The sequence below is a fragment of the Burkholderia sp. MBR-1 genome (assembly GCF_013822785.1).
GTDB classification, from domain to species: Bacteria; Pseudomonadota; Gammaproteobacteria; order Burkholderiales; family Burkholderiaceae; genus Burkholderia; species Burkholderia vietnamiensis.
This window is the reverse complement of sequence record NZ_CP053609.1, coordinates 1,457,991-1,483,753: the sequence shown is the minus strand read 5'-3', so window position 1 is coordinate 1,483,753 and position 25,763 is coordinate 1,457,991. Positions and strand designations below refer to the sequence as shown.

Genomic DNA, 25,763 nt, shown 5'->3' with positions numbered 1-25,763 from the left:
TGTGCATGGACGGCAGACCTGGCGCTCACTGTTGACAGCTTGCGAAGCCGCGCCGGTTCAGCGCATGCAGCATCAGACTTCGCGTGTGACTTACTGCTCGCCGCCCGCTCGCGCGGGCGGCGCAACCATTAGCGATCGATCTCGCCGAACACGATGTCCTGCGTACCGATGATCGTGACGGCGTCGGCAATCATGTGGCCGCGCGCCATTTCGTCGAGCGACGCGAGATGCGCGAAGCCCGGTGCGCGGATCTTGAGGCGATACGGCTTGTTGGCACCGTCCGACACGAGATAGATGCCGAACTCGCCCTTCGGATGCTCGACTGCCGCGTACGCTTCGCCTTCCGGCACGTGAAAACCTTCGGTGAAGAGCTTGAAGTGGTGAATCAAGTCTTCCATGTTGGTCTTCATGCCGACGCGCGACGGCGGCGCAACCTTGTGATTGTCGGTCATCACCGGCCCCTGATTCTTGCGGAGCCACTCAATACACTGTTTCGCGATACGGACCGACTGACGCATTTCTTCGACACGCACCAGATAGCGGTCGTAGCAATCGCCGTTCACGCCGACCGGCACGTCGAAATCCATGCGATCGTACACTTCGTACGGTTGCTTCTTGCGCAGGTCCCACGCGATCCCCGAGCCGCGCAGCATCGGGCCGGTGAGGCCCATCTGCAACGCACGTTCCGGGCTCACGACGCCGATCCCGACCAGACGCTGTTTCCAGATCCGGTTGTCGGTCAGCAGGGTTTCGTATTCGTCGATGCACTTCGGGAAGCGCGTGAAGAAGTCGTCGATGAAGTCGAGCACCGAGCCGCTGCGCGCTTCGTTCATCTTCGCGAGCGCCTTCTCGTTGCGGATCTTCGACGCCTTGAATTGCGGCATCGCATCCGGCAGGTCGCGATAGACGCCGCCCGGACGGTAATACGCCGCGTGCATCCGTGCGCCGGACACCGCTTCGTACACGTCCATCAGGTCTTCGCGCTCGCGGAACGCGTACAGGAACACGGCCATTGCGCCGACGTCGAGCGCGTGCGCGCCGATCCACATCAGGTGGTTCAGCACGCGCGTGATCTCGTCGAACAGCACGCGGATGTACTGCGCGCGCTCCGGCACGTCGATGCCGAGCAGACGCTCGATCGCGAGCACATAGCCGTGCTCGTTGACCATCATCGACACGTAGTCGAGACGGTCCATGTACGGCACGGACTGGATGAAGGTCTTGTTTTCCGCGAGCTTTTCGGTCGCGCGGTGCAGCAGGCCGATGTGCGGATCGGCACGCTGGATGACTTCGCCGTCGAGCTCGAGCACGAGGCGCAGCACGCCGTGCGCTGCCGGGTGCTGCGGGCCGAAGTTGAGCGTGTAGTTCTTGATTTCTGCCATGACGCCCCCTTAATGTTTCAGACCGCCATAGCGATCCTCGCGGATCACGCGCGGCGTGATTTCGCGCGGCTCGATCGTCACCGGCTGGTAGACGACCCGCTTCTCTTCCGGGTCGTAGCGCATTTCGACGTAGCCCGACACCGGGAAGTCCTTGCGGAACGGGTGGCCGATGAAGCCGTAGTCGGTGAGGAGGCGGCGCAGGTCGGGGTGCCCTTCGAACACGAGGCCGTACAGGTCGAACGCTTCGCGCTCGTACCAGTTCGAGGAAGACCAGGTGTCGACGAGCGACGGCACGATCGGCAGATCGTCGTCCGGCGCGAACACGCGCAGGCGCAGGCGCCAGTTGTTCGTGACCGACAGCAGCTGCGACACGGCCGCAAAACGCGGGCCGTCGTACGCGCCGTCGCCGTACGTCTGGTAGTCGATGCCGCAGAGGTCGATCAACTGCTCGAAACGGAGCTTCGGATCGTCGCGCAGCGTCTTTGCGACTTCGAGGTAATCGCTCGCCTTCACGACGAGCGTCAGTTCACCGATTGCTTCGGTGAGGCTCACCACGCGCGCGCCGAGCGCGGCTTCGAGGTTTGCCTTGAGAGTCTCGATTTTGCTTGCCATATTGAGGGGACGCTCGGGGCCTTTATTGACGGGCGATGGTATTGGTGCGGCGGATCTTCGCCTGCAGCTGGATCACGCCATAGACCAGCGCCTCGGCCGTGGGCGGGCAGCCCGGCACGTAGACGTCGACGGGCACGATCCGGTCGCAGCCGCGCACCACCGAGTACGAGTAGTGGTAGTAACCGCCACCGTTCGCGCACGACCCCATCGAGATCACCCAGCGCGGCTCGGCCATCTGGTCGTACACGCGGCGCAGTGCCGGCGCCATCTTGTTGCAGAGCGTGCCGGCGACGATCATCACGTCGGACTGGCGCGGACTCGGGCGGAACACGACCCCGAACCGGTCCAGGTCGTAGCGCGCCGCGCCCGCATGCATCATTTCGACGGCGCAACACGCGAGCCCGAACGTCATCGGCCACAACGAGCCGGTGCGCGTCCAGTTGATCAGCTTGTCAGCCGTCGTGGTGACAAACCCTTCCTTCAAGACCCCTTCGATACTCATTTGCTTTCCACTCCAGACGAGCGACCCAGCGTGGTCGCCCATGCAAACCGGCGATTAAACCCATCACTCCCAGTCGAGCCCGCCTTTCTTCCAGATATAGGCAAAGCCCAGCAGGAATTCGAGCAGAAAAATCATCATTGCGCTGAAACCCGGCCAGCCGATGTCCCGGAGCGCGACGCCCCACGGAAACAGGAATGCGGTTTCGAGATCGAAGATGATGAACAGGATGGCGACGAGGTAGTACCGGACGTCGAACTTCATCCGGGCGTCTTCAAAGGCTTCAAAGCCGCACTCGTACGGTGCATTCTTGTCGACGTCCGGCTTGTTGGGCCCAAGGAGCTTGCCGATACTGACCAGCGCTATACCTAAACCAGTGCCCACGAGGAGGAACAACAAGACGGGGTAATAGGCTGCGAGGTTCAAGGCAATCCTCTATCGGTTGGTTCTGAGCGTCCGGAGAATACCACTTCCGGCGGAAGGAATCATTTCGGAGTACGCGCGATCCCAAGACAATCGCAAGACACACCCCACAAATGAAAAATGCCAGCCACTAGAAGCGGCTGGCATTGAGTAACTTTGGTGCCGACGGCGAGACTCGAACTCGCACAGCTTTCGCCACTACCCCCTCAAGATAGCGTGTCTACCAATTTCACCACGTCGGCACTGCATGCAACTCGGGTCGTACTGCACGTTTCCCGCGAATCGCTTCAAGAATTAAATTCTAACCCGAGTTCTCGGTTTGTTCAACGCACAACGGCAAAAATTTTAACTTTTTATTTCGGCACGTCCTGCCCCGGGGCGCTTGCCGCCGACGCGGCGGAACCCGCTGCGGCAGAGGCTGCGACGACCGGCGCCGAGGCCGCCGGCGCAGATGCCGGCGCGGTCGCGGCCGCGCCCAGCACACCTGCCGACGGCGTCGCCTTGTACGAGCCGAGATACGTCAATGCGAGCGTCGCAATGAAGAAAACCGTGGCCAGCACGGCCGTCGTACGCGACAGGAAGTTCGCCGAGCCGGTCGCGCCGAACAGGCTGCCCGACGCGCCGCTGCCGAATGCGGCGCCCATGTCGGCACCCTTGCCGTGCTGCAGCAGCACGAGCCCGATCACGCCCAGCGCGGACAGCACCTGCACCACAATAATCAGCGTTTTGAATAACAGCATCACACCCACCCGGTTGGATCTGGCGACCGGACCACCCGGCCGCCATCATGGTTCAATTCGATCGCGGACCGCTCAACGCGCAGCCCGGCAGATCGCCAGAAAATCTTCAGCCTTCAGCGACGCGCCGCCGATCAGGCCGCCGTCGATGTCCGGCTGCGCGAACAGTTCTTCCGCGTTGTCCGGCTTGACGCTGCCGCCGTACAGCACCGACACGTGCGCCGCACCCTTCGCCGCGAGACGCGCACGCAGGAACGCGTGAACGTCCTGCGCCTGCGCCGACGTCGCGCTCTTGCCGGTGCCGATCGCCCAGACCGGCTCGTACGCGACGACGATGCGCGCCGCCTCGTCGGCCGTCAGCACGGCAAGCACGGCGTCGAGCTGCGCACCGACGACCCGCTCGGTCGTGCCCGCTTCGCGCTCGTCGAGCGTTTCGCCGACGCACACGACCGGCGTGAGGCCCGCCGCGAGCGCGCGCTGCGCCTTCGCAGCGACGGTCTCGTTGCGCTCGCCGTGATACGCGCGACGCTCCGAGTGACCGACGATCGCATACTGCGCGCCGAATTCCGCGACCATCGCGGCCGCCACTTCGCCGGTGTACGCGCCCTGCTCGTGCGCCGACACGTCCTGTGCGCCGAACGCCACCCGGCTGCCGCCGAGCACCGCCTGAACCTGCGCGAGATAGGGGAACGGCACGCATACGCCGATCGACGTGCCGGCCGCCACTGCGTCCGCGCCCTGCACCACTTCGTTCAGCAGCGCCTGGTTGCCGGCCAGCCGGCCGTGCATCTTCCAGTTGCCGATCACTCGCTTTGTTCGTTGTTTCGACATCGTGTCCGTCTCGTCACTATCTTGTCATTAACGTGCCGAAAAACCGGCCGTCAGGTTGGATTCTGGCGAAGCAAACCCGCGATTTTACTGCGCCCGGCTTGAACCGGTCAAACCGCCGATGTCAAGCCCGGCCGCACGACCGTCACGCGATCGCGCCCCAATCCAGCACGATCTTGCCGATGTGCTCGCCGCTTTCCATCAGCGCATGCGCCTGGGCGGCGTCGCCGGCAGGCAGCACGCGGTAGATGACCGGCTTGATGCGGCCGTCCGCGAGCAGCGGCCACACGCGCGCCTTCAGCTGGGCGGCGATGCGCGCCTTGAACTCGACCGGACGCGGACGCAGCGTCGAGCCCGTCACCGTCAGGCGGCGGCGCAGGATCTCGCCCAGGTTGATCTCGGCCTTCGCGCCGCCGAGCAGCGCGATCAGCACGATCCGGCCGCCGTCCGCGAGCGCGGAGAGTTCGCGCGGCAGGTACGCCGCGCCGACCATGTCGAGGATCACGTCGACGCCGCGGTCGTGCGTCAGCGACTTGACGACCTCGACGAAATCCTCGGTCCTGTAGTTGATCGCACGCTCGGCGCCGAGCGCCTCGCATGCCCGGCATTTGTCCGCCGTGCCGGCCGTCGCGAACACGCGGAAACCGAGCGCATGCGCGATCTGGATGGCCGTCACGCCGATCCCGCTCGAGCCGCCCTGCACCAGCAGCGTTTCCTGCTCGCCGCCCTCGCCCGCGCCGAGCAGCGCACGGTCGAACACGTTGCTCCACACCGTGAAGAACGTTTCGGGCAACGACGCGGCTTCGATGTCGGTCAGCCCGTCGGGCACCGGCAGGCATTGCGGCAGCGGCGCGACCGCATATTCGGCGTAGCCGCCGCCGGCGAGCAGCGCGCAGACGCGGTCGCCCAGCTTCAGCCCGAACGGGTTCAGCGCCGGATCGGACAGGTCGCCGCCGACGATCTCGCCCGCGACCTCGAGGCCCGGCAGGTCGGACGCACCGGGCGGCGGCGCATACGCGCCCTTGCGCTGGAACACGTCGGGCCGGTTCACGCCCGAAGCCGCCACCTTGATCAGCACCTCGCCGCGCGCCGGTTCGGGGCGCACGCGCTCCGTCAGCTTCAACACGTCGGGGGCACCGAATTCGGTGATTTCAATGGCTTTCATGGTGATGGCTCCAGGCTCGGAATCGGATGGCGAATGAGGCGCCCGCGCGCGGCGCGGATGCTGCGCCGGCGCTGCTGCGCCGCACAACGATGCTACAGAAAAAACGGCCGGCGCGCTTTCGCGCTGCCGGCCGTTCTCACGCGGGTCCGCTTACTGCTGCGGCGGCGTGTCCGACTGCGACGCGGCAGCCGCTTCGTTCAGCAGCGCCTTCGCCGACAGACGCACACGACCCTTCTCGTCCGTCTGGATCACCTTGACCTTAACCTGCTGGCCTTCCTTCAGGTAGTCGTTGATGTCCTTCACGCGCTCGTTGACGATTTCCGAGATGTGCAGCAGGCCATCCTTGCCCGGCAGCAGGTTCACGATCGCGCCGAAATCGAGCAGCTTGAGCACCGTGCCTTCGTACACCTGGCCGACTTCGATCTCGGCCGTGATGTTCTCGATGCGCTTCTTCGCTTCGGCCATGCCTTCGCTGCTCGTGCTCGCGATCGTCACGACGCCGTCGTCCGAAATGTCGATCGTCGTGCCGGTTTCTTCGGTCAGCGCGCGGATCACCGAACCGCCCTTGCCGATCACGTCGCGGATCTTTTCCGGGTTGATCTTGATCGTGATCATGCGCGGCGCGAACTCGGACAGTTGCGTGTTCGCACCCGACACTGCCGACGTCATCTTGCCGAGGATGTGCATGCGACCTTCCTTCGCCTGCGCGAGCGCGACCTGCATGATTTCCTTCGTGATGCCCTGGATCTTGATGTCCATCTGCAGCGCGGTCACGCCGTGCTCGGTGCCGGCCACCTTGAAGTCCATGTCGCCGAGGTGATCTTCGTCGCCGAGGATGTCGGTCAACACCGCGAACTTGTTGCCCTCGAGGATCAGGCCCATCGCGATACCGGCGACGTGCGCCTTCATCGGCACGCCGGCGTCCATCAGCGCGAGGCAGCCGCCGCACACCGACGCCATCGACGACGAACCGTTCGATTCGGTGATTTCCGACACGACGCGGATCGAGTAGCCGAATTCGTCGGCGCTCGGCAGGCACTTGACCAGCGCGCGTTTCGCGAGACGGCCGTGGCCGATTTCACGACGCTTCGGCGAGCCGACGCGGCCCGTTTCGCCCGTCGCGAACGGCGGCATGTTGTAGTGGAGCATGAAGCGCTCGCGGTATTCGCCTTCGAGCGCGTCGATGATCTGCTCGTCGCCCTTCGTGCCGAGCGTCGCGACGACGAGCGCCTGCGTCTCGCCACGCGTGAACAGCGCCGAACCGTGGGTGCGCGGCAGCACGCCGGTGCGGATCTCGATCGGACGCACGGTGCGCGTGTCGCGACCGTCGATGCGCGGCTCGCCGTTCAGGATCTGCGAGCGGACGATCTTCGCTTCGATGTCGAACAGGATGTTGCCGACGGTGGCCTTGTCGGCCGCGACCGTGCCGGCCGCCAGCGCGTCTGCTTCGAGCTTCGCCGAGGTCGCCGCGTAGACTTCCTTCAGCTTCGTCGAGCGCGCCTGCTTGTCGCGCAGCTGGTAAGCGGCGAGCAGATCGCCGTGCGCAAGTTCCGTCACGCGCGCGATCAGCGCTTCGTTCTTCGGGGCCGGCTGCCAGTCCCACTCCGGCTTGCCGCCTTCGCGCACGAGCTCGTGGATCGCGTCGATCGCGATCTGCATCTGTTCGTGGCCGAACACGACCGCGCCCAACATCACGTCTTCCGGCAGCTGGTCGGCTTCCGATTCGACCATCAGCACCGCGCGCTCCGTACCGGCGACGACGAGGTCGAGGCTCGATGCCTTGATCTGATCACGCGTCGGGTTCAGCACGTAGGCGTTGTCGATGTACGCGACGCGCGCGGCACCGACCGGGCCGTTGAACGGCAGGCCCGACACGGCCAGCGCGGCCGACGCGCCGATCAGCGCGGGAATGTCGGCCGGGATGTCCGGGTTCACGGACAGCACGTGGATCACGACCTGCACTTCGTTGTAGAAGCCTTCCGGGAACAGCGGGCGCAGCGGACGATCGATCAGGCGCGACGTCAGCGTCTCATGCTCCGACGGACGGCCTTCGCGACGGAAGAAGCCGCCGGGGATCTTGCCGGCCGAGTAGGTTTTTTCGAGGTAGTCGACGGTCAGCGGGAAGAAATCCTGGCCCGGCTTCGCCGACTTGGCGCCGACGACGGTCGCCAGCACGACGGTGTCTTCCACGTCGACGATGACGGCACCGCTCGCCTGACGGGCGACTTCACCGGTTTCGAGGCGCACCTTGTGCTGGCCCCACTGGAATTCCTTCACGACCTTGTTGAACATGGACATGGTTGCTCCTTTGAACTCATTCGTTTCATTCGCCGCGTGGGCCATCCCGCGCGGCGGCGTCCCGACCGAATCACCCGGAGCAAGGTGTGTTTTTTATGCCATTCCAGCGCGACGCTCGTCGAGCGGCGCGCTGGAATGACACAAATCCCGACCCCGGCATCAGCCGTTCCGGCAGCCCGGCCGCGATGTGCCGGACTACCTGCGATGCGTGTGACGCTACGCACCGCGCAAAAACAAAATGCCTGCATCAGCGGACTGACACAGGCATCTTGCTGGCGGCAATCGCCTCGATTACTTACGCAGACCCAGCTTCTCGATCAGCGCGCGGTAACGGTCGGCATCCTTGCCCTTGAGGTAGTCGAGCAGCTTGCGGCGGCGGCTCACCATGCGCAGCAGGCCGCGGCGGCTGTGGTGATCCTTCGCGTGGGTCTTGAAGTGACCCGTCAGTTCGACGATACGTGCGGTCAGCAGTGCGACCTGGACTTCGGGCGAACCCGTGTCGTTGGTACCGCGAGCGAACTGAGCAACGACTTCCGACTTCTTGATATCTGCAACAGACATGTGATTTCCTTGATTTCGACTTTCCAACTGTACACGCGGACACGGAAGAATGGCCGTGCCGTGACTTACAACCGGCGCGCATTGTAGCACAACTACGCGCCGCTCCTACCGCCGCCCGTCACGGGCGCGTCATCGAACACGCGGACGGCAGCGGCGTGCGCTGCGCCGGCACCGCCAGAATCGTCCGGAAGCCGTAGCCCGAGCCCTCGTTGTCGAAGCGAACGCCCGGCGTGCCGGCCTTGTCCATCTCCATCACGTAAAGGGGCTGGATCAGTTGATGATCCTGGGCGCGCATCGTCGACGCATGGAAGCCGTCGTCGAACGACAGCCCTTCCAGCGCGTGGGCCACCGCGACCGGGTCGGCCGAACCGGCCCGCTCCATCGCGGCCGCCAGCATCTCGATCATCAGGCTCATGCGCCGCACCGGATAGTCGTCCTGCGCGGCGGGGAAACGGGTGCGGAACGCACGGTAGAACGCGTCCGACTTCGCGCCGCCCGCGTTCGGGTGCCAGTCGGCGACGGCCACGACCCGTCCGACGCCCGCGTCGCCGAGCGCGGCCGGCGCGCCGAGACTGTTGCCGTAGAACGTGTAGAACTTCGCGTTCAGCCCCTGCTCGCGCGCCGCCTTCACGAGCAGCGTGAGGTCGTTGCCCCAGTTGCCGGTCACGACGGCGTCCGCGCCACTCGCGCGGATCTTCGCGATATACGGCGAGAAATCCTTGATGCGGCCGATCGGATGGAATTCGTCGCCGGCAATCGTCACGTCGGGGCGCCGCTCGGCCAGCGCCTGCCGCGCGAGCGTGCTGACGTCATGGCCGAAGCTGTAGTCCTGGTTCAGCAGATAGACCTTGCGCAGCGCGCGGTCGCGCGCCATCACGTCGGCGAGCGCGGCCATCCGCATCCCGGCGTGCGCGTCGAAACGGAAATGCCAGAAACTGCAGCGCGCGCCGGTGAGCGCCGGATCGTCGGCCGAATAATTGAGCAGCAGCATCCGGTTGTCCGGCGTGCGCGCGTTCAGCTTGTCGAGCGCGGTGACCAGCGCGGCCGCCACCGCCGAGCTGTTGCCCTGCGCGACGAAGCCGATGTGCCGGTCGGCCGCCGCGCGCAACTGCACGAGCGCATCTTCCGGGCTGCCCTTGCTGTCGAGCACGACGAGTTCGAGCGGATGCTTGCCGTCGCGCAGCTTCACGCCGCCCGCCGCATCGACCTGCTCGACGCCGAACCGCAGGTTGCGCTCGACTGCCGCGCCCGCATTCGCGAACGGGCCCGACATCCCTTCGATCAAGGCGATCCGCACCGGCTCGCCTGCCGCCTGCGCGCACGACGCCAGCATCCATCCGGCGCTCCACGCGAGCGCCCATCGCTTCCATGATTGCATCCGTTACCTGCCGCTGAATCTGTCCGGGGAAAGCGCGGATCATAGGTCGCCCGCGCCGCCGCCCGCAAGCATCGCGCGACGCGGCGCCGGCCGGCGATCCGCACCGATTTTTGCGCGCGCGTGCGCGGGCACGCGCGGTCCGTGATACAACTGAACGGTTAGCGAGTTCTGGAGAAACCCATGCGCATTCGCATTCCCATGCGCCTGCCGGTGCTGATCGCCTGCGCGGCGACGCTCGTCGCCGGCTGCGCCCAACCGTGGCAGCAATACCAGGCCGGCCAGGACGAGTCGGCGATCGTCGCGCGCATGGGCCCGCCGCGCGAGATCTACGACCTCCCCGGCGGCGGCAAGCGGATGATGTGGCCGACCCAGCCGATGGGCGAGATCACGATCGCGGCCGACATCGATGCGGCCCATCGGATCGTCAACGTGCGCCAGGTGCTGCAGCCGAGCGAGTTCTATCGTGCGGAAATCGGCAAGTGGACCAAGACCGACGTGCTCGTCAACTTCGGCCGCCCGGTCGAAACCTCGTACTTCCCGCTGATGAAGCGCGAGGTGTGGACGTACCGGTATCTCGAGGACAACGTCTGGTACATGATGTACAGCTTCTATTTCGATCCGCAGGGCATCCTGCGCACGGCGCAGAAAACCCCCGATCCGCTGCACGACCCCGATCGTCGTAATCTGTTCTGAGCTTCGATTGCGCATTTTCGCGCAATTTTCACAATGGCCATTTACGTATCGATGCGTAAATGGCCATTTCGTTTTTTCCGCCCTGGTTCATTAATCGCGATTCCTCCGCGGTAATGCTTTCCGATGCCACAACGCTCGCGTGGCGACATGCCGAATCGCTTGTGGCGCAATGCCAGCAGCCCCGCGCATGGACTATCCGTTCCGTGCGTTGAATTGGTGCAATTGATGCACCTTGCCGAATCGAGTTGAAACAATTTGTATCAATGACCCCTGGCACTAGGGCGTACCCCTAATATCGGTCGAATCAAACCTTTCAATTTAGAAAGCATATGACCGCTCACGTTTTGTGCGGTGTCTATTCGTTTCTGTCGAAAAGGAGTCCTCATGAACCGCCCGAAGAGCATGCTGGTTGCCAACATCGCCTGGGCCCGCGAGACGCGCGAACACACGCCCGGCTTCTTCGATACGCTCGCGCGCGGTCAGAATCCGCGCGTGCTGTGGATCGGCTGCTCCGACAGCCGCGTGCCCGCCGAAACCATCACGCACAGCGTGCCCGGCGAGCTGTTCGTCCATCGCAACATCGCGAACCTGTTCCATCCCGACGACGACAATTCCGCGAGCGTGCTCGAGTACGCCGTGCGCGTGCTGAAGGTCGACCACGTGATCGTCTGCGGTCACTACGGTTGCGGCGGCGTGCGCGCGTCGCTGCTGCCGCCGCCGGCCGACCTGCCGCACGTGGCGCGGCGCATCGCTCCGCTCTGCGCGCTCGCACGACGCCATCGCGACACGCTCGGCGGCCTCGACGAAACGGCTGCCGCCGATCGTCTGGCCGAATTGAACGTCCTCGAACAGGTGCGGCTGCTGCGCGCGTCGCCGATCGTGCGCGGCCGCGAGCGCCCGCCGCTCGTGCACGGCTGGATCTTTTCGCTCGCCGACGGCCGCCTGAAGGAGCTCGACTCCGGCTATACGGCGCCCGAGCCGGCCGAATCCGACCTCGAGCACGCCGCCACGGCCGCGGCAGTCGGCTGATCCGCGCCTTCTTCCACGCCAATGACATCGCCCCCATCATGAAACTGAACGAGCATCTATCCACCCTGCCGCGCGACGTGGTCGCCGGCATCGTCGTGTTCCTCGTCGCGCTGCCACTTTGCCTCGGTATCGCGAATGCATCCGGCGTCGAGCCGTTCGCCGGGCTCGTGTCCGGCATCGTCGGCGGGATCGTCGTCGCGCTGCTCAGCGGCTCGTCGCTGTCGGTGAGCGGCCCCGCGGCCGGCCTCGTCGTGATCGTCGTCGAAGGCATCGCGCAGCTCGGCAGCTTCTCCGCGTTCCTGCTCGCCGTGCTGCTGTCCGGCGTGCTGCAGTTCGGCTTCGGCATGCTGCGCGCCGGCCGCTTCGCCGCTTACGTCCCGTCGCCCGTGATCAAGGGCATGCTCGCCGCGATCGGCATCCTGCTGATCGTCAAACAGATTCCGTATGCGCTCGGCATCGGCGGCGCAGGCTCACCATCGCTTGCCTCGTGGATGGCGCTGCCGACCGCGTGGGCGGCAACCGCCATCGCGATCGCGTCGCTCGCGCTGCTGCTCGCCTGGGACACGCCCGCGCTGCGCCGCTTCGCATGGGTGCGCTCGGTGCCCGCGCCGCTCGCGGTCGTCGCGCTCGGCATCGGCGCGACGCTCGTGCTCGGCGCGCTGGCGCCGTCGGCCGCGCCGGGCGCCGCGCATCGCGTGACGCTGCCGGAATTCGACTCGTTCGCCGCGCTCGCGGCGTCGCTCAAGCACGCGGAACTCGGCCCGAACTTCGCGCAACTGGTCAATCCGGACGTGTGGCGCGTCGCGATCACGCTGGCGGTCGTCGCGAGCCTCGAGACGCTGCTGTGCCTCGAAGCGGTCGAGCAGATCGATCCGAAGCGGCGGCCGGCGCAGCCGGACCGCGAGTTGAAGGCGCAGGGCGTCGGCAACCTCGTCGCGGGCGCGTTCGGCGGCCTGCCGATCACGTCGGTGATCGTGCGCAGCTCGGCCAACGTCAACGCCGGCGCGCAAAGCCGGATGTCGGCGATCGTGCACGGCATCCTGCTGCTCGCCAGCGTGTTCGCGCTCACCGGCCTGATCAACCTGATCCCGCTCGCGAGCCTCGCCGCGATCCTGATCCATACGGGCATCAAGCTCGCGAAACCCGCGCTGTTCCGCTCGGTGATGAACCAGGGCCCCGCGGCGTTCGTGCCGTTCGCCGCGACGATCGCGGGCGTGCTGGCCGTCGACCTGCTGTTCGGCATCGCGCTCGGCCTCGCCTGCAGCGTGCTGGCCGTCGCGGTCGCGAACCTGAAGAGCCCCGTCACGCTCGCGCAGCACGACGACCACTTCCTGCTGTCGTTCCGCAAGGACGTGTCGTTCCTCGGCAAGGTGCAGGTCAAGCATCACCTGCGCCACATCCCCGATCGGGCTGCCGTGATCATCGACGCGACGCGCGCCGACTACATCGATCACGACGTGCTCGAACTGCTCGACGCGTTCATCGCCGAGGCGCCGCGGCGCGGGATCACGGTCGAGTTCCGGCGCCGCAAGCCGGCCGCCGCCGCGGCTGCCCGCCGCTGGTCGTGGCGTACGCCGGCCGCCGAATGACCGGCCCATGAAGAATGCCCCGTGCGGCGTATGGCCGCACGGGGCATGTCAGGTGTTACCGGCGCTCGGCGCGCGACGCTTACGCGCGTTGCGGGTTGAGCTTGTCGTCCTTCGAGTGCAGCTTGTTCAACGCGGCGATGTACGCCTTCGCGGAAGCCGCGACGATGTCCGGGTCGGTGCCGACGCCGTTCACGATGCGTCCGTTCTTCGACAGCCGCACCGTCACTTCGCCCTGCGCCTGCGTGCCGGTCGTGATCGCGTTCACCGAATACAGCAGCAGCTCGGAACCGCTGCCGACCTCGCCCTCGATCGCGTTGAACGTCGCATCGACCGGGCCGTTGCCGCGCGCCTCGCCGGTCACCTCGCTGCCTTCGACCGCGAACACGACCTTCGCCTGCGGCTGCTCGCCGGTTTCCGAATGCTGCGACAGCGACACGAACTTGAAGTGCTCCTGCTCCTGCGCGAGCGCCGATTCTTCGGAGACGATCGCGATGATGTCCTCGTCGAAGATCTCGGCCTTGCGGTCGGCGAGATCCTTGAAGCGCATGAACGCGGCGTTCAGTTCGGCTTCGCTGTCGAGCGACACGCCGAGCTCCTGCAGCCGCTGCTTGAACGCGTTGCGGCCCGACAGCTTGCCGAGCACGATCTTGTTCGCGGTCCAGCCCACGTCTTCCGCGCGCATGATCTCGTAGGTGTCGCGCGCCTTCAGCACGCCGTCCTGGTGGATGCCCGATGCGTGCGCGAACGCGTTCGCCCCGACCACGGCCTTGTTCGGCTGCACGACGAAACCGGTGATCTGTGACACGAGCTTCGAGGTCGGCACGATCTGCGTCGTGTCGATGCCGACGTCGAGGCCGAAGTAGTCCTTGCGCGTCTTCACGGCCATCACGATTTCTTCGAGCGACGTATTGCCCGCGCGCTCGCCGAGACCGTTGATCGTGCATTCGACCTGACGCGCCCCACCGATCTTCACGCCCGCGAGCGAGTTCGCGACCGCCATCCCGAGGTCGTTGTGGCAATGCACGGAGAAGATCGCCTTGTCCGAATTCGGAATGCGTTCGCGCAGCGTCTTCACCAGGTTGCCGTAAAGCTCCGGCACGCCGTAGCCGACCGTATCGGCGATGTTGATCGTCGTCGCGCCTTCGGCGATCACCGCTTCCAGCACACGGCACAGGAAGTCGAGATCCGAGCGGCTGCCGTCTTCCGGCGAGAACTCGACGTTGTCGGTGAACTTGCGTGCAAAGCGCACCGCGAGCCGCGCCTGCTCGAACACCTGGTCCGGCGTCATGCGCAGCTTCTTTTCCATGTGCAGCGGCGACGTCGCGATGAACGTGTGGATCCGCGCGCTGCTGGCCGGCTTCAGTGCATCGGCTGCGCGCTGGATGTCCTTGTCGTTGGCGCGCGCGAGCGAGCAGATCGTGCTGTCCTTCACGAGCCCGGCGATCGTGTGGATCGCGTCGAAGTCGCCGTTCGAGCTGGCCGCGAAACCGGCCTCGATCACGTCGACCTTCATCCGCTCGAGGTGCTTCGCGATGCGGATTTTCTCTTCCTTCGTCATCGACGCGCCGGGCGATTGTTCACCGTCACGCAACGTCGTATCGAAAATGATCAGCTTGTCTGTCATGGGGGGCTCCAGGGCTCTTTATGCGGGAATCAAACGTAATGAGATCGCGCCACCGCTGGCGACGCTCAACAACAGACGAAGCTTGACGGGGGGCGAGAACGGTCAGCGCGGCAGGCGCACCAAAGCTAGCGCGCGTAGCGGCGCACCGGCTAGAAGGAGGGAAAGGCGGGAAAATGCGGTCATGCCGACGACTATAGCGACAATCCGCCGGGTGTGCAATCCGCCCGCACCCGGGATGCGCGGGCGCGCAGCAGGATAAGGGACAAATGAAAACGGCGGCCTCATGGCCGCCGTCGTTCCGTGGTTCGGTGCAGATGTGCGTCAGTGCTCGCGCTGCGACGAGCGCGCCGGGTTGGCACGGCCGCGCACGGCCATGTACGCCCAGAACACGTAGCCGGACAGCCCGTACAGCACGAACAGGCAGAACAGCATCAGCGGCGGATCGGACGACACCAGCACGAACGCCACCACCACCAAGAGGATCGCCGCGAACGGCACGCGATGCCGCACGTCGAGCGCCTTGCCGCTGTAGAACGGCGCGTTCGACACCATCGTCACGCCCGCGTAGATCGTCAGCACGAACGCGACCCACGGCAGCCAGCCGAGTTTCATCGGCACGCGGTTGTCGGTGGCGAGCCACACGAAGCCGGCGATCAGCGCGGCGGCGGCCGGGCTCGGCAGCCCCTGGAAGAAGCGCTTGTCGACGACGCCGATGTTGGTGTTGAAGCGCGCGAGCCGCAGCGCCGCGCCCGAGCAGTAGACGAAGGCGGCAAGCCAGCCCCAGCGGCCGAGATCCTTCAGCACCCATTCGTACATCACGAGCGCGGGCGCCACGCCGAACGACACCATGTCGGACAGGCTGTCGAACTGCTCGCCGAACGCGCTCTGCGTATGCGTCATGCGCGCGACGCGCCCGTCCATCCCGTCGAGCACCATCGCGACGAAGATGGCGATCGCGGCGATCTCGAAGCGCACGTTCATCGCCTGCACGACCGCGAAGAAGCCGCAGAACAGCGCAGCGGTCGTGAACGCGTTCGGCAGCAGATAGATGCCGCGCGTCTTCAGGAACCGCTGGCGCGCGGCGCGGCGACTTTCGCTCGGCACCGGATCCGATGCCATCACCTTGTTGCGGCGAAACGGGCGCGGCGTCTGGCTGGTGCCGTTGCGCGGCCGGCGCGGTTTGAATGCGGCCATCGTGCGTTCCGCCGTTTACTGTTCGAGTTCGGCGAGGATCGTCGACGATGCGTACACCTTCTCGCCGATCGACACCTTCGCGCGGCTGCCGAGCGGCAGATAGACGTCCACGCGCGAACCGAAGCGGATGAAACCGTAACGCTGACCACGCGACAGCGGCTCGCCCGCGCGCACGTAGCAGAGGATCCGGCGCGCGATGAGGCCGGCGATCTGCACGGCGGTGACGGTCTTGCCGCTCGCCGTCTGGATCACGACCGCGTTGCGCTCGTTCTCGGTCGACGCCTTGTCGATCGCCGCGTTCAGGAACGCGCCCGGGAAGTACTCGACCTTCGAGATCGCGCCATCGACCGGCGAGCGCTGCGAATGGACGTTGAAGACATTCATGAACACGCTGATCTTCAGCGCTTCGCGGTTCGCATACGGATCGTGCGAGGTCTCGACCGCGACGATACGGCCGTCCGCCGGGCACAGCACCGCGTTCGGCTGCGCCGGAATCGGGCGCTGCGGATCACGGAAGAACTGGACCACGAAGACGAGCAGCAGCCAGAACGGCCATGCGAAGCCGAAGCCCCCGATGGCGTGGATCAACAACGCGATGACGGCTGCAATCGCGATGAACGGCCAGCCTTCGCGCGCGATGATCGGATGAGGATAGTTCATGGGTTCGTTCGGTGTTCGGTGAATTGCAAAGCCCGTAGGATAGCAAAAGCCGCCCGGGGCACCGTTGCCTTCGGGCGGCTTTTTGCTACCGACCCTCCACTCGGAGGGCCGGAACAGCTCGCGGAGCTTAGTTCTTCGTCTGGTCGACGAGCTTGTTCTTCGCGATCCACGGCATCATCGCGCGCAGCTTCGCACCAACCTGCTCGATCTGGTGCTCGGCCGTCAGGCGGCGGCGCGATTGCAGCGTCGGTGCGCCGGCCTTGTTTTCGAGGATGAAGCTCTTCGCGTACTCGCCCGTCTGGATGTCGGTCAGGCACTGCTTCATCGCCTTCTTCGTCTCTTCGGTGACGACGCGCGGGCCCGTCACGTACTCGCCGTACTCGGCGTTGTTCGAGATCGAGTAGTTCATGTTCGCGATGCCGCCTTCGTAGATCAGGTCGACGATCAGCTTCAGCTCGTGCAGGCATTCGAAGTACGCCATTTCCGGCGCGTAGCCGGCTTCCACCAGCGTCTCGAAACCAGCCTTGATCAGCTCGACGGTACCGCCGCACAGCACGGCCTGCTCGCCGAACAGGTCGGTTTCGGTTTCTTCGCGGAAGTTCGTTTCGATGATGCCGGCACGGCCGCCGCCGTTCGCTGCCGCGTACGACAGCGCGATGTCGCGTGCTGCGCCCGACTTGTTCTGCGCGACCGCGATCAGGTGCGGCACGCCGCCGCCTTGCGAGTACGTGCCGCGCACGGTGTGGCCCGGTGCCTTCGGCGCGATCATGATCACGTCGAGGTCGGCGCGCGGGATCACCTGGCCGTAGTGGACGTTGAAGCCGTGTGCGAATGCCAGCGCCGCGCCTTGCTTGATGTTCGCGTGGACTTCCTTCGCGTACACGTCGGCGATCTGCTCGTCGGGCAGCAGCATCATCACGACGTCAGCGCCCTTCACCGCTTCGGCGACTTCCTTGACCGACAGGCCGGCGTTCTCGGCCTTGCTCCACGACGCGCCGCCCTTGCGCAGGCCGACCGTCACGTTTACGCCGCTGTCCTTCAGGTTCAGCGCGTGCGCATGGCCTTGCGAGCCGTAGCCGATGATCGTGACTTGCTTGCCCTTGATGAGGGAGAGGTCGGCGTCTTTGTCGTAGAAAACGTTCATGATGGTTCCTTCGCTAATTCAAAAATTCAACAATTCGTTCGGATTGGATACTGCGAGCCGGGACATGACGGCGCACCCGGCGTGCTGGTTGCCACCTGGTCGGCATCACACCTTCAGGATGCGCTCGCCGCGTCCGATGCCGGAGCTGCCGGTGCGCACGGTCTCGAGGATCGCGCTCGCGTCCAGCCCCTGGATGAATGCGTCGAGCTTGTCGCTCGCGCCCGTCAATTCGATCGTGTAGGTCTTTTCGGTCACGTCGATGATGCGGCCGCGGAAAATATCCGACATCCGCTTCATTTCTTCGCGCTCCTTGCCCACTGCACGTACCTTGATCAGCATCAGCTCGCGTTCGATGTGGGCACCGTCGGTCAGGTCCACCACTTTCACCACCTCGATCAGGCGGTTCAGATGCTTCGTGATCTGTTCGATCACGTCGTCCGAGCCAATGGAAACGATGGTCAGCCGCGACAGCGATTGGTCTTCGGTCGGCGCCACCGTCAAGGTTTCGATGTTGTAGCCGCGTGCGGAAAACAGACCGACCACGCGCGACAGCGCGCCCGGTTCGTTTTCCAGCAGGACGGAAATGATGTGTCTCATGTTCGCTTCTTCCAGAATGTGTCCGTGTCGATTCACTCGCGCCGCGCGCCGCCCGGTGCCGCGCCGCCCTTCGTGAAGGCGGCCGCTCCGGACCAAGCGCGCGTCGCGCCGTTACAGGTCTTCCGAGCCGAGCAGCATCTCGGTGATGCCCTTGCCGGCCTGTACCATCGGCCAGACGTTTTCGGTCGGATCGGTCTGGAAGTCGAGAAACACGGTGCGGTCCTTCAGGCGCAGCGCCTCCTTCAGCGCCGGCTCCACATCCGAAGTCTTTTCGATCCGCATGCCGACATGGCCGTACGCCTCGGCGAGCTTCACGAAGTCGGGCAGCGCATCCATGTACGAATGCGAATAGCGCTTGCTGTATTCGATCTGCTGCCACTGGCGGACCATGCCGAGATAGCGGTTGTTCAGCGAAATGATCTTCACGGGCGTGTCGTACTGCAGGCAGGTCGACAGTTCCTGGATGCACATCTGGATCGAGCCTTCGCCCGTGATGCACAGCACGTCGTCGTCCGGGTGCGCCATCTTGACGCCCATCGCTGCCGGCAGGCCGAAGCCCATCGTGCCGAGGCCGCCGGAGTTGATCCAGCGACGCGGCTTGTTGAAACGGTAGAACTGCGCGGCCCACATCTGGTGCTGGCCGACGTCCGAGCACACGAACGCGTTGCCGTCCGTCAGCTCCCACGCCTTCTCGACCACGTACTGCGGCTTGATGATCTCGCTTTCGCGGTCGAACTTCAGGCAGTTCTTGCCGCGCCAGCCTTCGATGTCCTTCCACCACTGCGCGAGCGCTTCGGTGTCGGGGCCATGCTCGGCCGTCTGCAGCTGCTCGATCAGCTCCTTCAGCACTTCCTTCACGTCGCCGACGATCGGAATGTCGACCTTCACGCGCTTGGAAATGGACGACGGATCGATGTCGATGTGGATGATCTTGCGCGGACGCGACGCGAAGTGCGCCGGGTCGCCGATCACGCGGTCGTCGAAGCGCGCACCGATCGCGATCAGCACGTCGCAGTGCTGCATCGCCATGTTCGCTTCGTACGTGCCGTGCATGCCGAGCATGCCGAGGAATTTCTTGTCCGACGCGCGATAGCCGCCGAGGCCCATCAGCGTGTTCGTGACCGGGTAGCCGAGCAGATCGGCGAACTGGTTCAGCTCGCGCGACGCATCGGCGAGGATGATGCCGCCGCCCGTGTAGATATACGGGCGCTTCGCGGACAGCAACAGCGACACGGCCTTGCGGATCTGGCCCGAATGGCCCTTCGTGACCGGGTTGTACGAGCGCAGCGAAACGCTCTTGACCGGCTCGTACGGGCACGGCGTCTTGGAGATGTCTTTCGGGATGTCGATCAGCACGGGGCCCGGACGGCCGGTGCGGGCGATGTAGAACGCCTTCTTGACCGTCTCGGCGAGGTCGCGCACGTCCTTCACGAGGAAGTTGTGCTTCACGCACGGACGCGTGATGCCGACCGTATCGCACTCCTGGAACGCGTCCTGACCGATCGCGGCAGTCGGCACCTGGCCGCTGATCACGACCATCGGGATCGAATCCATGTAGGCCGTCGCGATGCCGGTCACCGCATTGGTGACGCCGGGGCCGGACGTGACGAGACAGACGCCGACGTTGCCGGTGGAACGCGCATACGCATCGGCTGCGTGCACGGCCGCCTGTTCGTGGCGCACCAGCACGTGCTGAATCTTGTCCTGCTTGTAGAGCTCGTCGTAGATGTAGAGTACCGAGCCGCCGGGATAACCCCAGATGAATTCGACCTTCTCGTCGGCCAGTGCCTTCATGAGCACGGTGGCGCCGATGGAGTCGCTATCGGGAGGGGAAAGGGGTTCCGACGTGGAGAATTCCGCGCTGGGCATGTTCATTTTGACCTTTCGAATTTTCGGCAAAAAATTGATCGGGTGCTCTCTGCCGGGCTTGTGGCTCGGGTTCAAGCGGCGCGTCTAGTTTGAAGGGCGGGCTTCATGGGCCAGCCTCAAATGAGACCATCACTTCATGTTGCGAATCGCTGACGATATCCGGTCGCGAAAGGGTCGTCAAGCAAAATATCCCGCGCCGCATCATTGCCGCGGCCGCCGGCCCCATGCCCGGTGCTCGCGCGCAACGTGCCGCGCCGCAACCGGTGCCAAGCCGCGCGAAAATTTGTTAGCATCCGCGGGTTTTACGAAATTTTTCGACCTTTCACACGCCGCAGTCCGCAGCGCATACCTTTACGGAATGGCATCAGACAAGGAACTCGCCGACTTTCTGGCGGGCGTCGAAAGGCGCGCGTTCAAGCAGGCTGCGTACGCCGTGCGCGACGACGATGCGTCGCTCGACATCGTGCAGGACGCGATGATCAAGCTGGCGGAGAAATACGGCGACCGGCCGGCGGCCGAGCTGCCGCTGCTGTTCCAGCGGATCCTGCAGAACGCGATCCACGACTGGTTCCGCCGTCAGAAAGTCCGCAATACGTGGGTCACGCTGTTCTCGTCGCTCAACAGCGGCGACGACGAAGACTTCGATCCGCTGGAAACGCTCGAATCCGCGGATGACAATGCAGGAGTCGAAAGCACCGAGCACCGCCTCGAGCGCGAGCAGGTCCTGGCCCTCATCGACGAGGAAATCCAGAAACTCCCGACGCGTCAACGGGAAGCGTTCCTGATGCGTTATTGGGAAGATATGGATGTCGCCGAGACTGCCGCCGCAATGGGGTGCTCCGAAGGCAGCGTCAAGACGCACTGCTCGCGAGCCACCCACACGCTGGCGCACGCGCTCAAGGCCAAAGGAATCACGCTATGAGCTCCGCCCCCGTAAATCGAGAACACGAATTCGCGCTGAAGGTTCGCCGCGCGCTGGACGAACGTGCCGCGGCGCTGCCTGCCGCGACCACCGATCGCCTGGCCGCCGCGCGCCGCGCCGCGCTCGCGCGCAAGAAGCCGGAAGCGGCCAGCGCGCCGGTGTTCGTGCCGGCCTTCGCCGGTGCGGCCGGTGCCTACGGCACGCCGCCCGCGAGCCGCCCGCGCGCGTCGTTCGCGCGCCGGCTGCTGCGCGCGTGGCCGCTCGCCCTGCTGCTCGCGGGACTCGTCGGCATTGCTTACTGGGAAGACATGCAGCGCACCGCCGAACTCGCCGACATCGACGCGGCGATGCTCAGCGACGACCTGCCGCTCAACGCGTATCTCGATCACGGGTTCAACGCGTATCTTTCGCGCGCACGCTAACAGACAATAAACGAGGGGATCGCACGGGTGAGTCAGAAACGCGGCCTGGCCGTATTTTTCGGATGCGTGATCGCGATCGCCGTTTCGTACGTCGCCACCTACTCCCGATTCAACCCGCCGCCCGCGGCGGTCTCGCCCGCGGCCACCAGTGCGCCCGCGCCGACCTCCTCCGCCGTCGGGCTGACCGCCGATCTCGCGCCACTTCCGCTTCCGCTGCCGGCCGCCAACGGCCCGCTGTCGTGGGCGCGCCTGAGCGCGGCCCAGCGCGCGGCGCTCGCGCCGTTTGCCGATCAGTGGGACGGCTTCAGCGACGCTCGCAAGCGAAAATGGCTGAGGATCGCGTCACGTTTCGCGAAGTTGACACCCGAAGCGCAGAAACAACTGCAGGAGCGAATGGCCGAATGGGCGCACATGACGCCCGAGCAGCGACGCGTCGCGCGAGAGAACTATCAGAGCGCGAAGGAACTGTCCGCGCAGGCGCGCGAACGCGCGTGGAAGGCCTATCAGCAATTGCCCGAGGAACAGAAGGAGCGGCTCGCCGCGACCGAACGCCGGCGCCGGCCGAGCGTCGTCAGCGCGCCGCCGACCGGCGCGGACCGCGACGTGCGCCGCCTCGTGCATGCGCGCGAGCATCCGGCCAGCAACCCGGCCGCCGCGGTACCCGCTTCGGCCGGCGCGGGCGTGCCGCCCGCCGCCTCGGCCACCTCCGGCGCACCGCCGGCCGCCACGCCGGTGTCGCCCGTCGACGCCCCGTCACTGTTCAAGGGTTCCTGAACTGCCGTGGCGAGCGCTCCCGCAGCCACCCAAGACTCGAGCGACGCCGTGCCGTCCGTGCGCCGGCGCCTCGCCGCGATGCTGTATGAAGCCGTCCTGCTGTTCGGCGTGGTGTTCTTCGCCACGCTCGCCTTCAGCGTCGTGCTGCAACAGCGCAACGGCCTCGTCCATCACGACCTGCTCGCCGCATGGATCGCGCTCGTGGTCGGCGCGTACTTCCTATGGTTCTGGACCCACGGCGGTCAGACGTTGCCGATGAAAACCTGGCGGCTGCGGCTCGAATCGTCGAACGGCCGGCCGCTGACCGCCGGTCACGCGCTCGTGCGCTATGCGCTCGCCTGGCTGTGGTTCCTGCCGCCGCTCGCGCTGCATCCTTTGCTCGGGCTGTCGGTGCCCGTCACGCTCGCGCTCGCGGCCGCGTGGATCGCGGCCTGGGCCGGCGCCGCCCGTCTGCACGCGGGGCGGCAATTTCCGCACGATCGACTCGCGCGCACGCGCGTCGTCGCGGTTTCGCGTTGATGCGCTGAGCTGCTCGGGCCGCTTCCTCGGCCTGCTTTGCTTCCCCGCTGCTCCGTCGCCGCTAGCGGCCGGCTTCACATTCCCCTGACGAAACCGCACGCGGTCTCCGCAAACGCCCGGCCGTCCCGCCACCCGCGAGCCAGCACCCCAAACCCGGGCGCCCAATCACGCAACGCCACCCCACCCCCGACTAAACAAGCAATCACGACAGTAATAAGAACGTCTCGTGACTGTCATGGCATGGTCACGCCCCCGTGGCGCAATGCCGGTAATGTCAACCGGCGCGAGTCATGCATGGGCCAGAAAACGTCCGCGACCTCACTGTTCCGTCAACCGATCGGCGCCCGCGCCGCCACCGCCTTCCTGTCCGGCGCCGCCGCGGCCGGCGCGCTGTCGCCGCATGAGCCGCCCGCTGCGCACGCGACGCAGCACGACGATTCCGAATCGTCGATGCATCGCTACCGCACGATCTGGCTGTCGGACATCCACCTCGGCTCGAGCGGCTGCCAGGCGCCGTACCTGCTCGACTTCCTGCGCCACAACGATTCGGAATACCTGTACCTGGTCGGCGACATCATCGACGGCTGGCAGCTGAAGAAGGGCTGGTACTGGCCGCAGGCGCACAACGACGTCGTGCAGAAGATCCTGCGCAAGGCGCGCAAGGGCACGCAGGTCGTCTACATCCCCGGCAATCACGACGAAGGCGCGCGGCAGTTCTGCGATCTCGCGTTCGGCGACATCCAGGTGCGCGGCGAAGCGTTCCACACGACGCTCGCAGGCAAACGTTTGTGGATCGTGCACGGCGACCTGTTCGACGGCGTGATCCAGCACGCGAAGTGGCTCGCGTACCTCGGCGACACGCTGTACACGCTGATCCTCGTGCTGAACCGGTGGTTCAACCGGATCCGCAGCCGGCTCGGCTTCCAATACTGGTCGCTGTCGCAGTACCTGAAGCACCAGGTGAAGAACGCCGTCAATTTCATCTCGAAGTTCGAGAACGTGATGACCGACGAAGCGCGCCGCCGCGGCTGCGACGGCGTCGTGTGCGGACACATCCACAAGGCCGAAATCCGCGACATCGACGGCGTCCTGTACTGCAACGACGGCGACTGGGTCGAAAGCCTGTCCGCGCTCGTCGAGACGACGGAAGGCGAACTGAAGGTCGTCTACTGGACGGCGATGCGCGCCGCACCGTCCGCAGCCCCGTCGCGCAAGGCCAAGGCGGCCGCCTGACACAACCCAACTTACAGGACACAGCCGCGATGAAGATCATGCTCGTCACCGACGCGTGGGAACCGCAGGTCAACGGCGTCGTACGCACGCTCAAGAGCACGTCACGCGAGCTCGCCGCGCTCGGCCATCGGGTCGAGATGCTGACGCCGCTCGAATTCCGTACGGTGCCCTGCCCGACCTACCCGGAGATCCGTCTGTCGATCCTGCCGTACCGCAAGCTGCGCGCGCGGATCGACGCGTTCGCGCCCGATGCGCTGCACATCGCGACCGAAGGCCCGCTCGGTCTCGCCGCGCGCCGCTACGCGCGCGCGCGCAAGCTGCCGTTCACGACCGCGTATCACACGCGCTTTCCCGAATACGTGCAGGCGCGCTTCGGCATCCCGCTGGCGGCGACCTACCGCTTCCTGCATTGGTTCCACGCGCCGTCGCGCGCGGTGATGGCGCCGACACCGGTCGTGAAGCAGGATCTCGAGAAGTTCGGCTTCACGAACGTCGTGCTGTGGACCCGCGGCGTCGACCTCGACATCTTCCGGCCGATGGACTCGAAGGTGCTCAACACGGCGCGGCCGATCTTCCTGTACGTCGGCCGCGTCGCGATCGAGAAGAACGTCGAGGCGTTCCTGCGTCTCGATCTGCCGGGCTCGAAGTGGGTCGCGGGCGAAGGCCCGGCGCTCGCGGAGCTGAAATCGCGCTACCCGGAAGCGAACTATCTCGGCGTCCTGTCGCAAGCCGAGCTCGCGAAGGTGTATGCTGCGGCCGACGTGTTCGTGTTCCCGAGTCGCACCGACACGTTCGGCCTCGTGCTGCTCGAGGCGCTCGCGTGCGGCACGCCGGTTGCCGCGTACCCCGTCACCGGCCCGATCGACGTGCTCGGCGGCGGCAATGCGGGCGCGATGCACGAGGACCTGCAGGAAGCCTGCCTCGAGGCGCTGAAGATCGAACGCGACACCGCGCGCGCGTGGGCCGAGCGCTTCTCGTGGCGCGCGGCGTCCGAGCAGTTCGCGTCGCATCTGCAGCCGCTGCCGAAGACTGCGTACTCGCCCGCCGAAGGTGCTGCCATTTGAAACGAGACCTGAACGACCACACCTCACCGACTGCCGCAACGGCACCCACGCATCGCCCGTTCGACGAAGAAGAGCCGCACGCCGACACCGACGCGCACGCGTCCGAGCCGCTCGGCCCCGACGACGGCCTCGCGCCGCTGCCGCCGAACCCGTACAAGCGCCATCGCGGCATCACGCGCGCGTGGTACGCGCTGCGCCATTCGCTGAACGGGCTGCGCGTCGCGATCCGCGAGGAAAGCGCGTTCCGGCAGGAGCTCACGCTCGCCGCGGTAATGCTGCCGGCCGGCGCGTTCGCGCCGGTGCCGGCCGCATCGCGCGCGCTATTGATTGCGTCGGTGCTGCTGGTGCTGATCGTCGAACTGCTGAATTCGAGCGTCGAGGCCGCGATCGACCGCATCTCGCTCGAGCGCCACGAGCTGTCCAAACGCGCCAAGGACTTCGGCAGTGCGGCCGTGACGATCGCGCTGTTCGCCTGCGTGACGACCTGGGGCTTCGTGCTGGGGCCGGTGGTGGCGGGCTGGCTGGGCTTCTAGCCGAACACGCCGGC

Annotated in this window: 26 protein-coding genes and 1 tRNA gene; 10 read left to right on the top strand and 17 right to left on the bottom strand. The window is 65.7% G+C overall.

Annotation, left to right across the window (positions count from 1 at the left end; translation table 11 throughout):
* Window positions 1–128 precede the first annotated feature (128 nt).
* The 11 genes from MBR110_RS06815 to MBR110_RS06765 all read right to left on the bottom strand — a co-directional run bounded on the left by MBR110_RS06815 (window position 129) and on the right by MBR110_RS06765 (window position 9,883).
* Window positions 129–1,382: an NADH-quinone oxidoreductase subunit D gene (locus MBR110_RS06815; RefSeq protein WP_011885533.1), complete on the bottom strand. Its 1,254-nt coding sequence runs from the start codon at window positions 1,380–1,382 to the stop codon at window positions 129–131.
* A 9-nt stretch (window positions 1,383–1,391) separates the two neighbouring features.
* Window positions 1,392–1,994, bottom strand: coding sequence for an NADH-quinone oxidoreductase subunit C (locus MBR110_RS06810; protein WP_011885534.1), 603 nt, complete (start codon window positions 1,992–1,994; stop codon window positions 1,392–1,394).
* A 22-nt stretch (window positions 1,995–2,016) separates the two neighbouring features.
* Window positions 2,017–2,496 (bottom strand): NuoB/complex I 20 kDa subunit family protein, encoded by a 480-nt coding sequence (locus tag MBR110_RS06805; RefSeq protein ID WP_006398799.1) that lies wholly within the window; start codon window positions 2,494–2,496, stop codon window positions 2,017–2,019.
* 63 nt (window positions 2,497–2,559) lie between these two features.
* Window positions 2,560–2,919 carry an NADH-quinone oxidoreductase subunit A gene (locus MBR110_RS06800; RefSeq protein WP_011885535.1) on the bottom strand — a complete coding sequence of 120 codons (360 nt, stop codon included), beginning with the start codon at window positions 2,917–2,919 and terminating at the stop codon, window positions 2,560–2,562.
* Between the two features lie 154 nt (window positions 2,920–3,073).
* Window positions 3,074–3,158: transfer RNA gene (locus tag MBR110_RS06795), tRNA-Leu, on the bottom strand.
* A gap of 111 nt (window positions 3,159–3,269) precedes the next feature.
* Entirely contained in the window at window positions 3,270–3,656 is a 387-nt protein-coding gene (secG, locus tag MBR110_RS06790; RefSeq protein WP_041493866.1) for a preprotein translocase subunit SecG, read from the bottom strand.
* Between the two features lie 72 nt (window positions 3,657–3,728).
* Complete coding sequence (gene tpiA, locus MBR110_RS06785; protein WP_014723359.1) at window positions 3,729–4,484, bottom strand: triose-phosphate isomerase; 756 nt, start codon at window positions 4,482–4,484, stop codon at window positions 3,729–3,731.
* Window positions 4,485–4,626: 142 nt separating this feature from the next.
* The gene (locus tag MBR110_RS06780; protein ID WP_059734596.1) at window positions 4,627–5,646 is read right to left on the bottom strand and encodes an NAD(P)H-quinone oxidoreductase; all 1,020 of its coding nucleotides are present in this window, start codon (window positions 5,644–5,646) and stop codon (window positions 4,627–4,629) included.
* 150 nt (window positions 5,647–5,796) lie between these two features.
* Complete coding sequence (pnp, locus tag MBR110_RS06775; protein WP_059568455.1) at window positions 5,797–7,944, bottom strand: polyribonucleotide nucleotidyltransferase; 2,148 nt, start codon at window positions 7,942–7,944, stop codon at window positions 5,797–5,799.
* A 291-nt stretch (window positions 7,945–8,235) separates the two neighbouring features.
* A complete protein-coding gene (gene rpsO / locus MBR110_RS06770) occupies window positions 8,236–8,505 on the bottom strand; it encodes a 30S ribosomal protein S15 (protein ID WP_006398792.1) in 270 nt (89 codons plus the stop codon).
* 118 nt (window positions 8,506–8,623) lie between these two features.
* The gene (locus MBR110_RS06765) at window positions 8,624–9,883 is read right to left on the bottom strand and encodes a branched-chain amino acid ABC transporter substrate-binding protein (RefSeq protein WP_034194067.1); all 1,260 of its coding nucleotides are present in this window, start codon (window positions 9,881–9,883) and stop codon (window positions 8,624–8,626) included.
* A 180-nt stretch (window positions 9,884–10,063) separates the two neighbouring features.
* On the opposite strand from MBR110_RS06765, the gene MBR110_RS06760 reads away from it, so the two are divergent.
* From MBR110_RS06760 to MBR110_RS06750, 3 genes are all read left to right on the top strand, one after another.
* Entirely contained in the window at window positions 10,064–10,576 is a 513-nt protein-coding gene (locus MBR110_RS06760) for a hypothetical protein (RefSeq protein ID WP_059734594.1), read from the top strand.
* 384 nt (window positions 10,577–10,960) lie between these two features.
* Window positions 10,961–11,605, top strand: a complete 645-nt coding sequence (locus tag MBR110_RS06755; protein WP_014723363.1) for a carbonic anhydrase — start codon at window positions 10,961–10,963, stop codon at window positions 11,603–11,605.
* Window positions 11,606–11,643: 38 nt separating this feature from the next.
* Window positions 11,644–13,194 (top strand): SulP family inorganic anion transporter, encoded by a 1,551-nt coding sequence (locus tag MBR110_RS06750; RefSeq protein WP_059734593.1) that lies wholly within the window; start codon window positions 11,644–11,646, stop codon window positions 13,192–13,194.
* A gap of 79 nt (window positions 13,195–13,273) precedes the next feature.
* On the opposite strand, the gene MBR110_RS06745 is transcribed toward MBR110_RS06750, so the two are convergent.
* The 6 genes from MBR110_RS06745 to MBR110_RS06720 form a co-directional block, all read right to left on the bottom strand.
* On the bottom strand, window positions 13,274–14,818 hold the full coding sequence (locus tag MBR110_RS06745; RefSeq protein ID WP_045578922.1) for a 2-isopropylmalate synthase: 1,545 nt from the start codon (window positions 14,816–14,818) through the stop codon (window positions 13,274–13,276).
* Window positions 14,819–15,139: 321 nt separating this feature from the next.
* A complete protein-coding gene (gene pssA, locus MBR110_RS06740; RefSeq protein WP_011885545.1) occupies window positions 15,140–16,012 on the bottom strand; it encodes a CDP-diacylglycerol--serine O-phosphatidyltransferase in 873 nt (290 codons plus the stop codon).
* A gap of 15 nt (window positions 16,013–16,027) precedes the next feature.
* Window positions 16,028–16,672, bottom strand: a complete 645-nt coding sequence (locus MBR110_RS06735) for a phosphatidylserine decarboxylase (protein WP_011885546.1) — start codon at window positions 16,670–16,672, stop codon at window positions 16,028–16,030.
* 127 nt (window positions 16,673–16,799) lie between these two features.
* On the bottom strand, window positions 16,800–17,816 hold the full coding sequence (gene ilvC, locus MBR110_RS06730; protein WP_006478252.1) for a ketol-acid reductoisomerase: 1,017 nt from the start codon (window positions 17,814–17,816) through the stop codon (window positions 16,800–16,802).
* 105 nt (window positions 17,817–17,921) lie between these two features.
* Complete coding sequence (gene ilvN / locus MBR110_RS06725; protein ID WP_006750445.1) at window positions 17,922–18,413, bottom strand: acetolactate synthase small subunit; 492 nt, start codon at window positions 18,411–18,413, stop codon at window positions 17,922–17,924.
* Between the two features lie 111 nt (window positions 18,414–18,524).
* The gene (locus MBR110_RS06720) at window positions 18,525–20,288 is read right to left on the bottom strand and encodes an acetolactate synthase 3 catalytic subunit (protein WP_014723366.1); all 1,764 of its coding nucleotides are present in this window, start codon (window positions 20,286–20,288) and stop codon (window positions 18,525–18,527) included.
* A gap of 352 nt (window positions 20,289–20,640) precedes the next feature.
* Here MBR110_RS06720 and MBR110_RS06715 point away from each other — a divergent pair, with 352 nt between their 5' ends.
* The 7 genes from MBR110_RS06715 to MBR110_RS06685 all read left to right on the top strand — a co-directional run bounded on the left by MBR110_RS06715 (window position 20,641) and on the right by MBR110_RS06685 (window position 25,749).
* Window positions 20,641–21,204 carry an RNA polymerase sigma factor gene (locus tag MBR110_RS06715; RefSeq protein WP_011885548.1) on the top strand — a complete coding sequence of 188 codons (564 nt, stop codon included), beginning with the start codon at window positions 20,641–20,643 and terminating at the stop codon, window positions 21,202–21,204.
* Complete coding sequence (locus MBR110_RS06710) at window positions 21,201–21,626, top strand: DUF3619 family protein (protein WP_011885549.1); 426 nt, start codon at window positions 21,201–21,203, stop codon at window positions 21,624–21,626. The genes MBR110_RS06715 and MBR110_RS06710 overlap by 4 nt, the downstream gene beginning before the upstream one ends.
* Before the next feature lie 27 nt (window positions 21,627–21,653).
* On the top strand, window positions 21,654–22,400 hold the full coding sequence (locus tag MBR110_RS06705) for a DUF3106 domain-containing protein (protein ID WP_011885550.1): 747 nt from the start codon (window positions 21,654–21,656) through the stop codon (window positions 22,398–22,400).
* A 78-nt stretch (window positions 22,401–22,478) separates the two neighbouring features.
* Window positions 22,479–22,919 carry an RDD family protein gene (locus MBR110_RS06700; RefSeq protein WP_230939067.1) on the top strand — a complete coding sequence of 147 codons (441 nt, stop codon included), beginning with the start codon at window positions 22,479–22,481 and terminating at the stop codon, window positions 22,917–22,919.
* A 294-nt stretch (window positions 22,920–23,213) separates the two neighbouring features.
* Window positions 23,214–24,152, top strand: coding sequence for a UDP-2,3-diacylglucosamine diphosphatase (locus MBR110_RS06695; RefSeq protein ID WP_011885552.1), 939 nt, complete (start codon window positions 23,214–23,216; stop codon window positions 24,150–24,152).
* Between the two features lie 29 nt (window positions 24,153–24,181).
* Entirely contained in the window at window positions 24,182–25,216 is a 1,035-nt protein-coding gene (locus tag MBR110_RS06690) for a glycosyltransferase family 4 protein (protein ID WP_011885553.1), read from the top strand.
* The gene (locus MBR110_RS06685; protein ID WP_011885554.1) at window positions 25,213–25,749 is read left to right on the top strand and encodes a diacylglycerol kinase; all 537 of its coding nucleotides are present in this window, start codon (window positions 25,213–25,215) and stop codon (window positions 25,747–25,749) included. Before MBR110_RS06690 ends, MBR110_RS06685 begins: the two co-directional genes overlap by 4 nt.
* The last annotated feature ends 14 nt before the right edge of the window (window positions 25,750–25,763 follow it).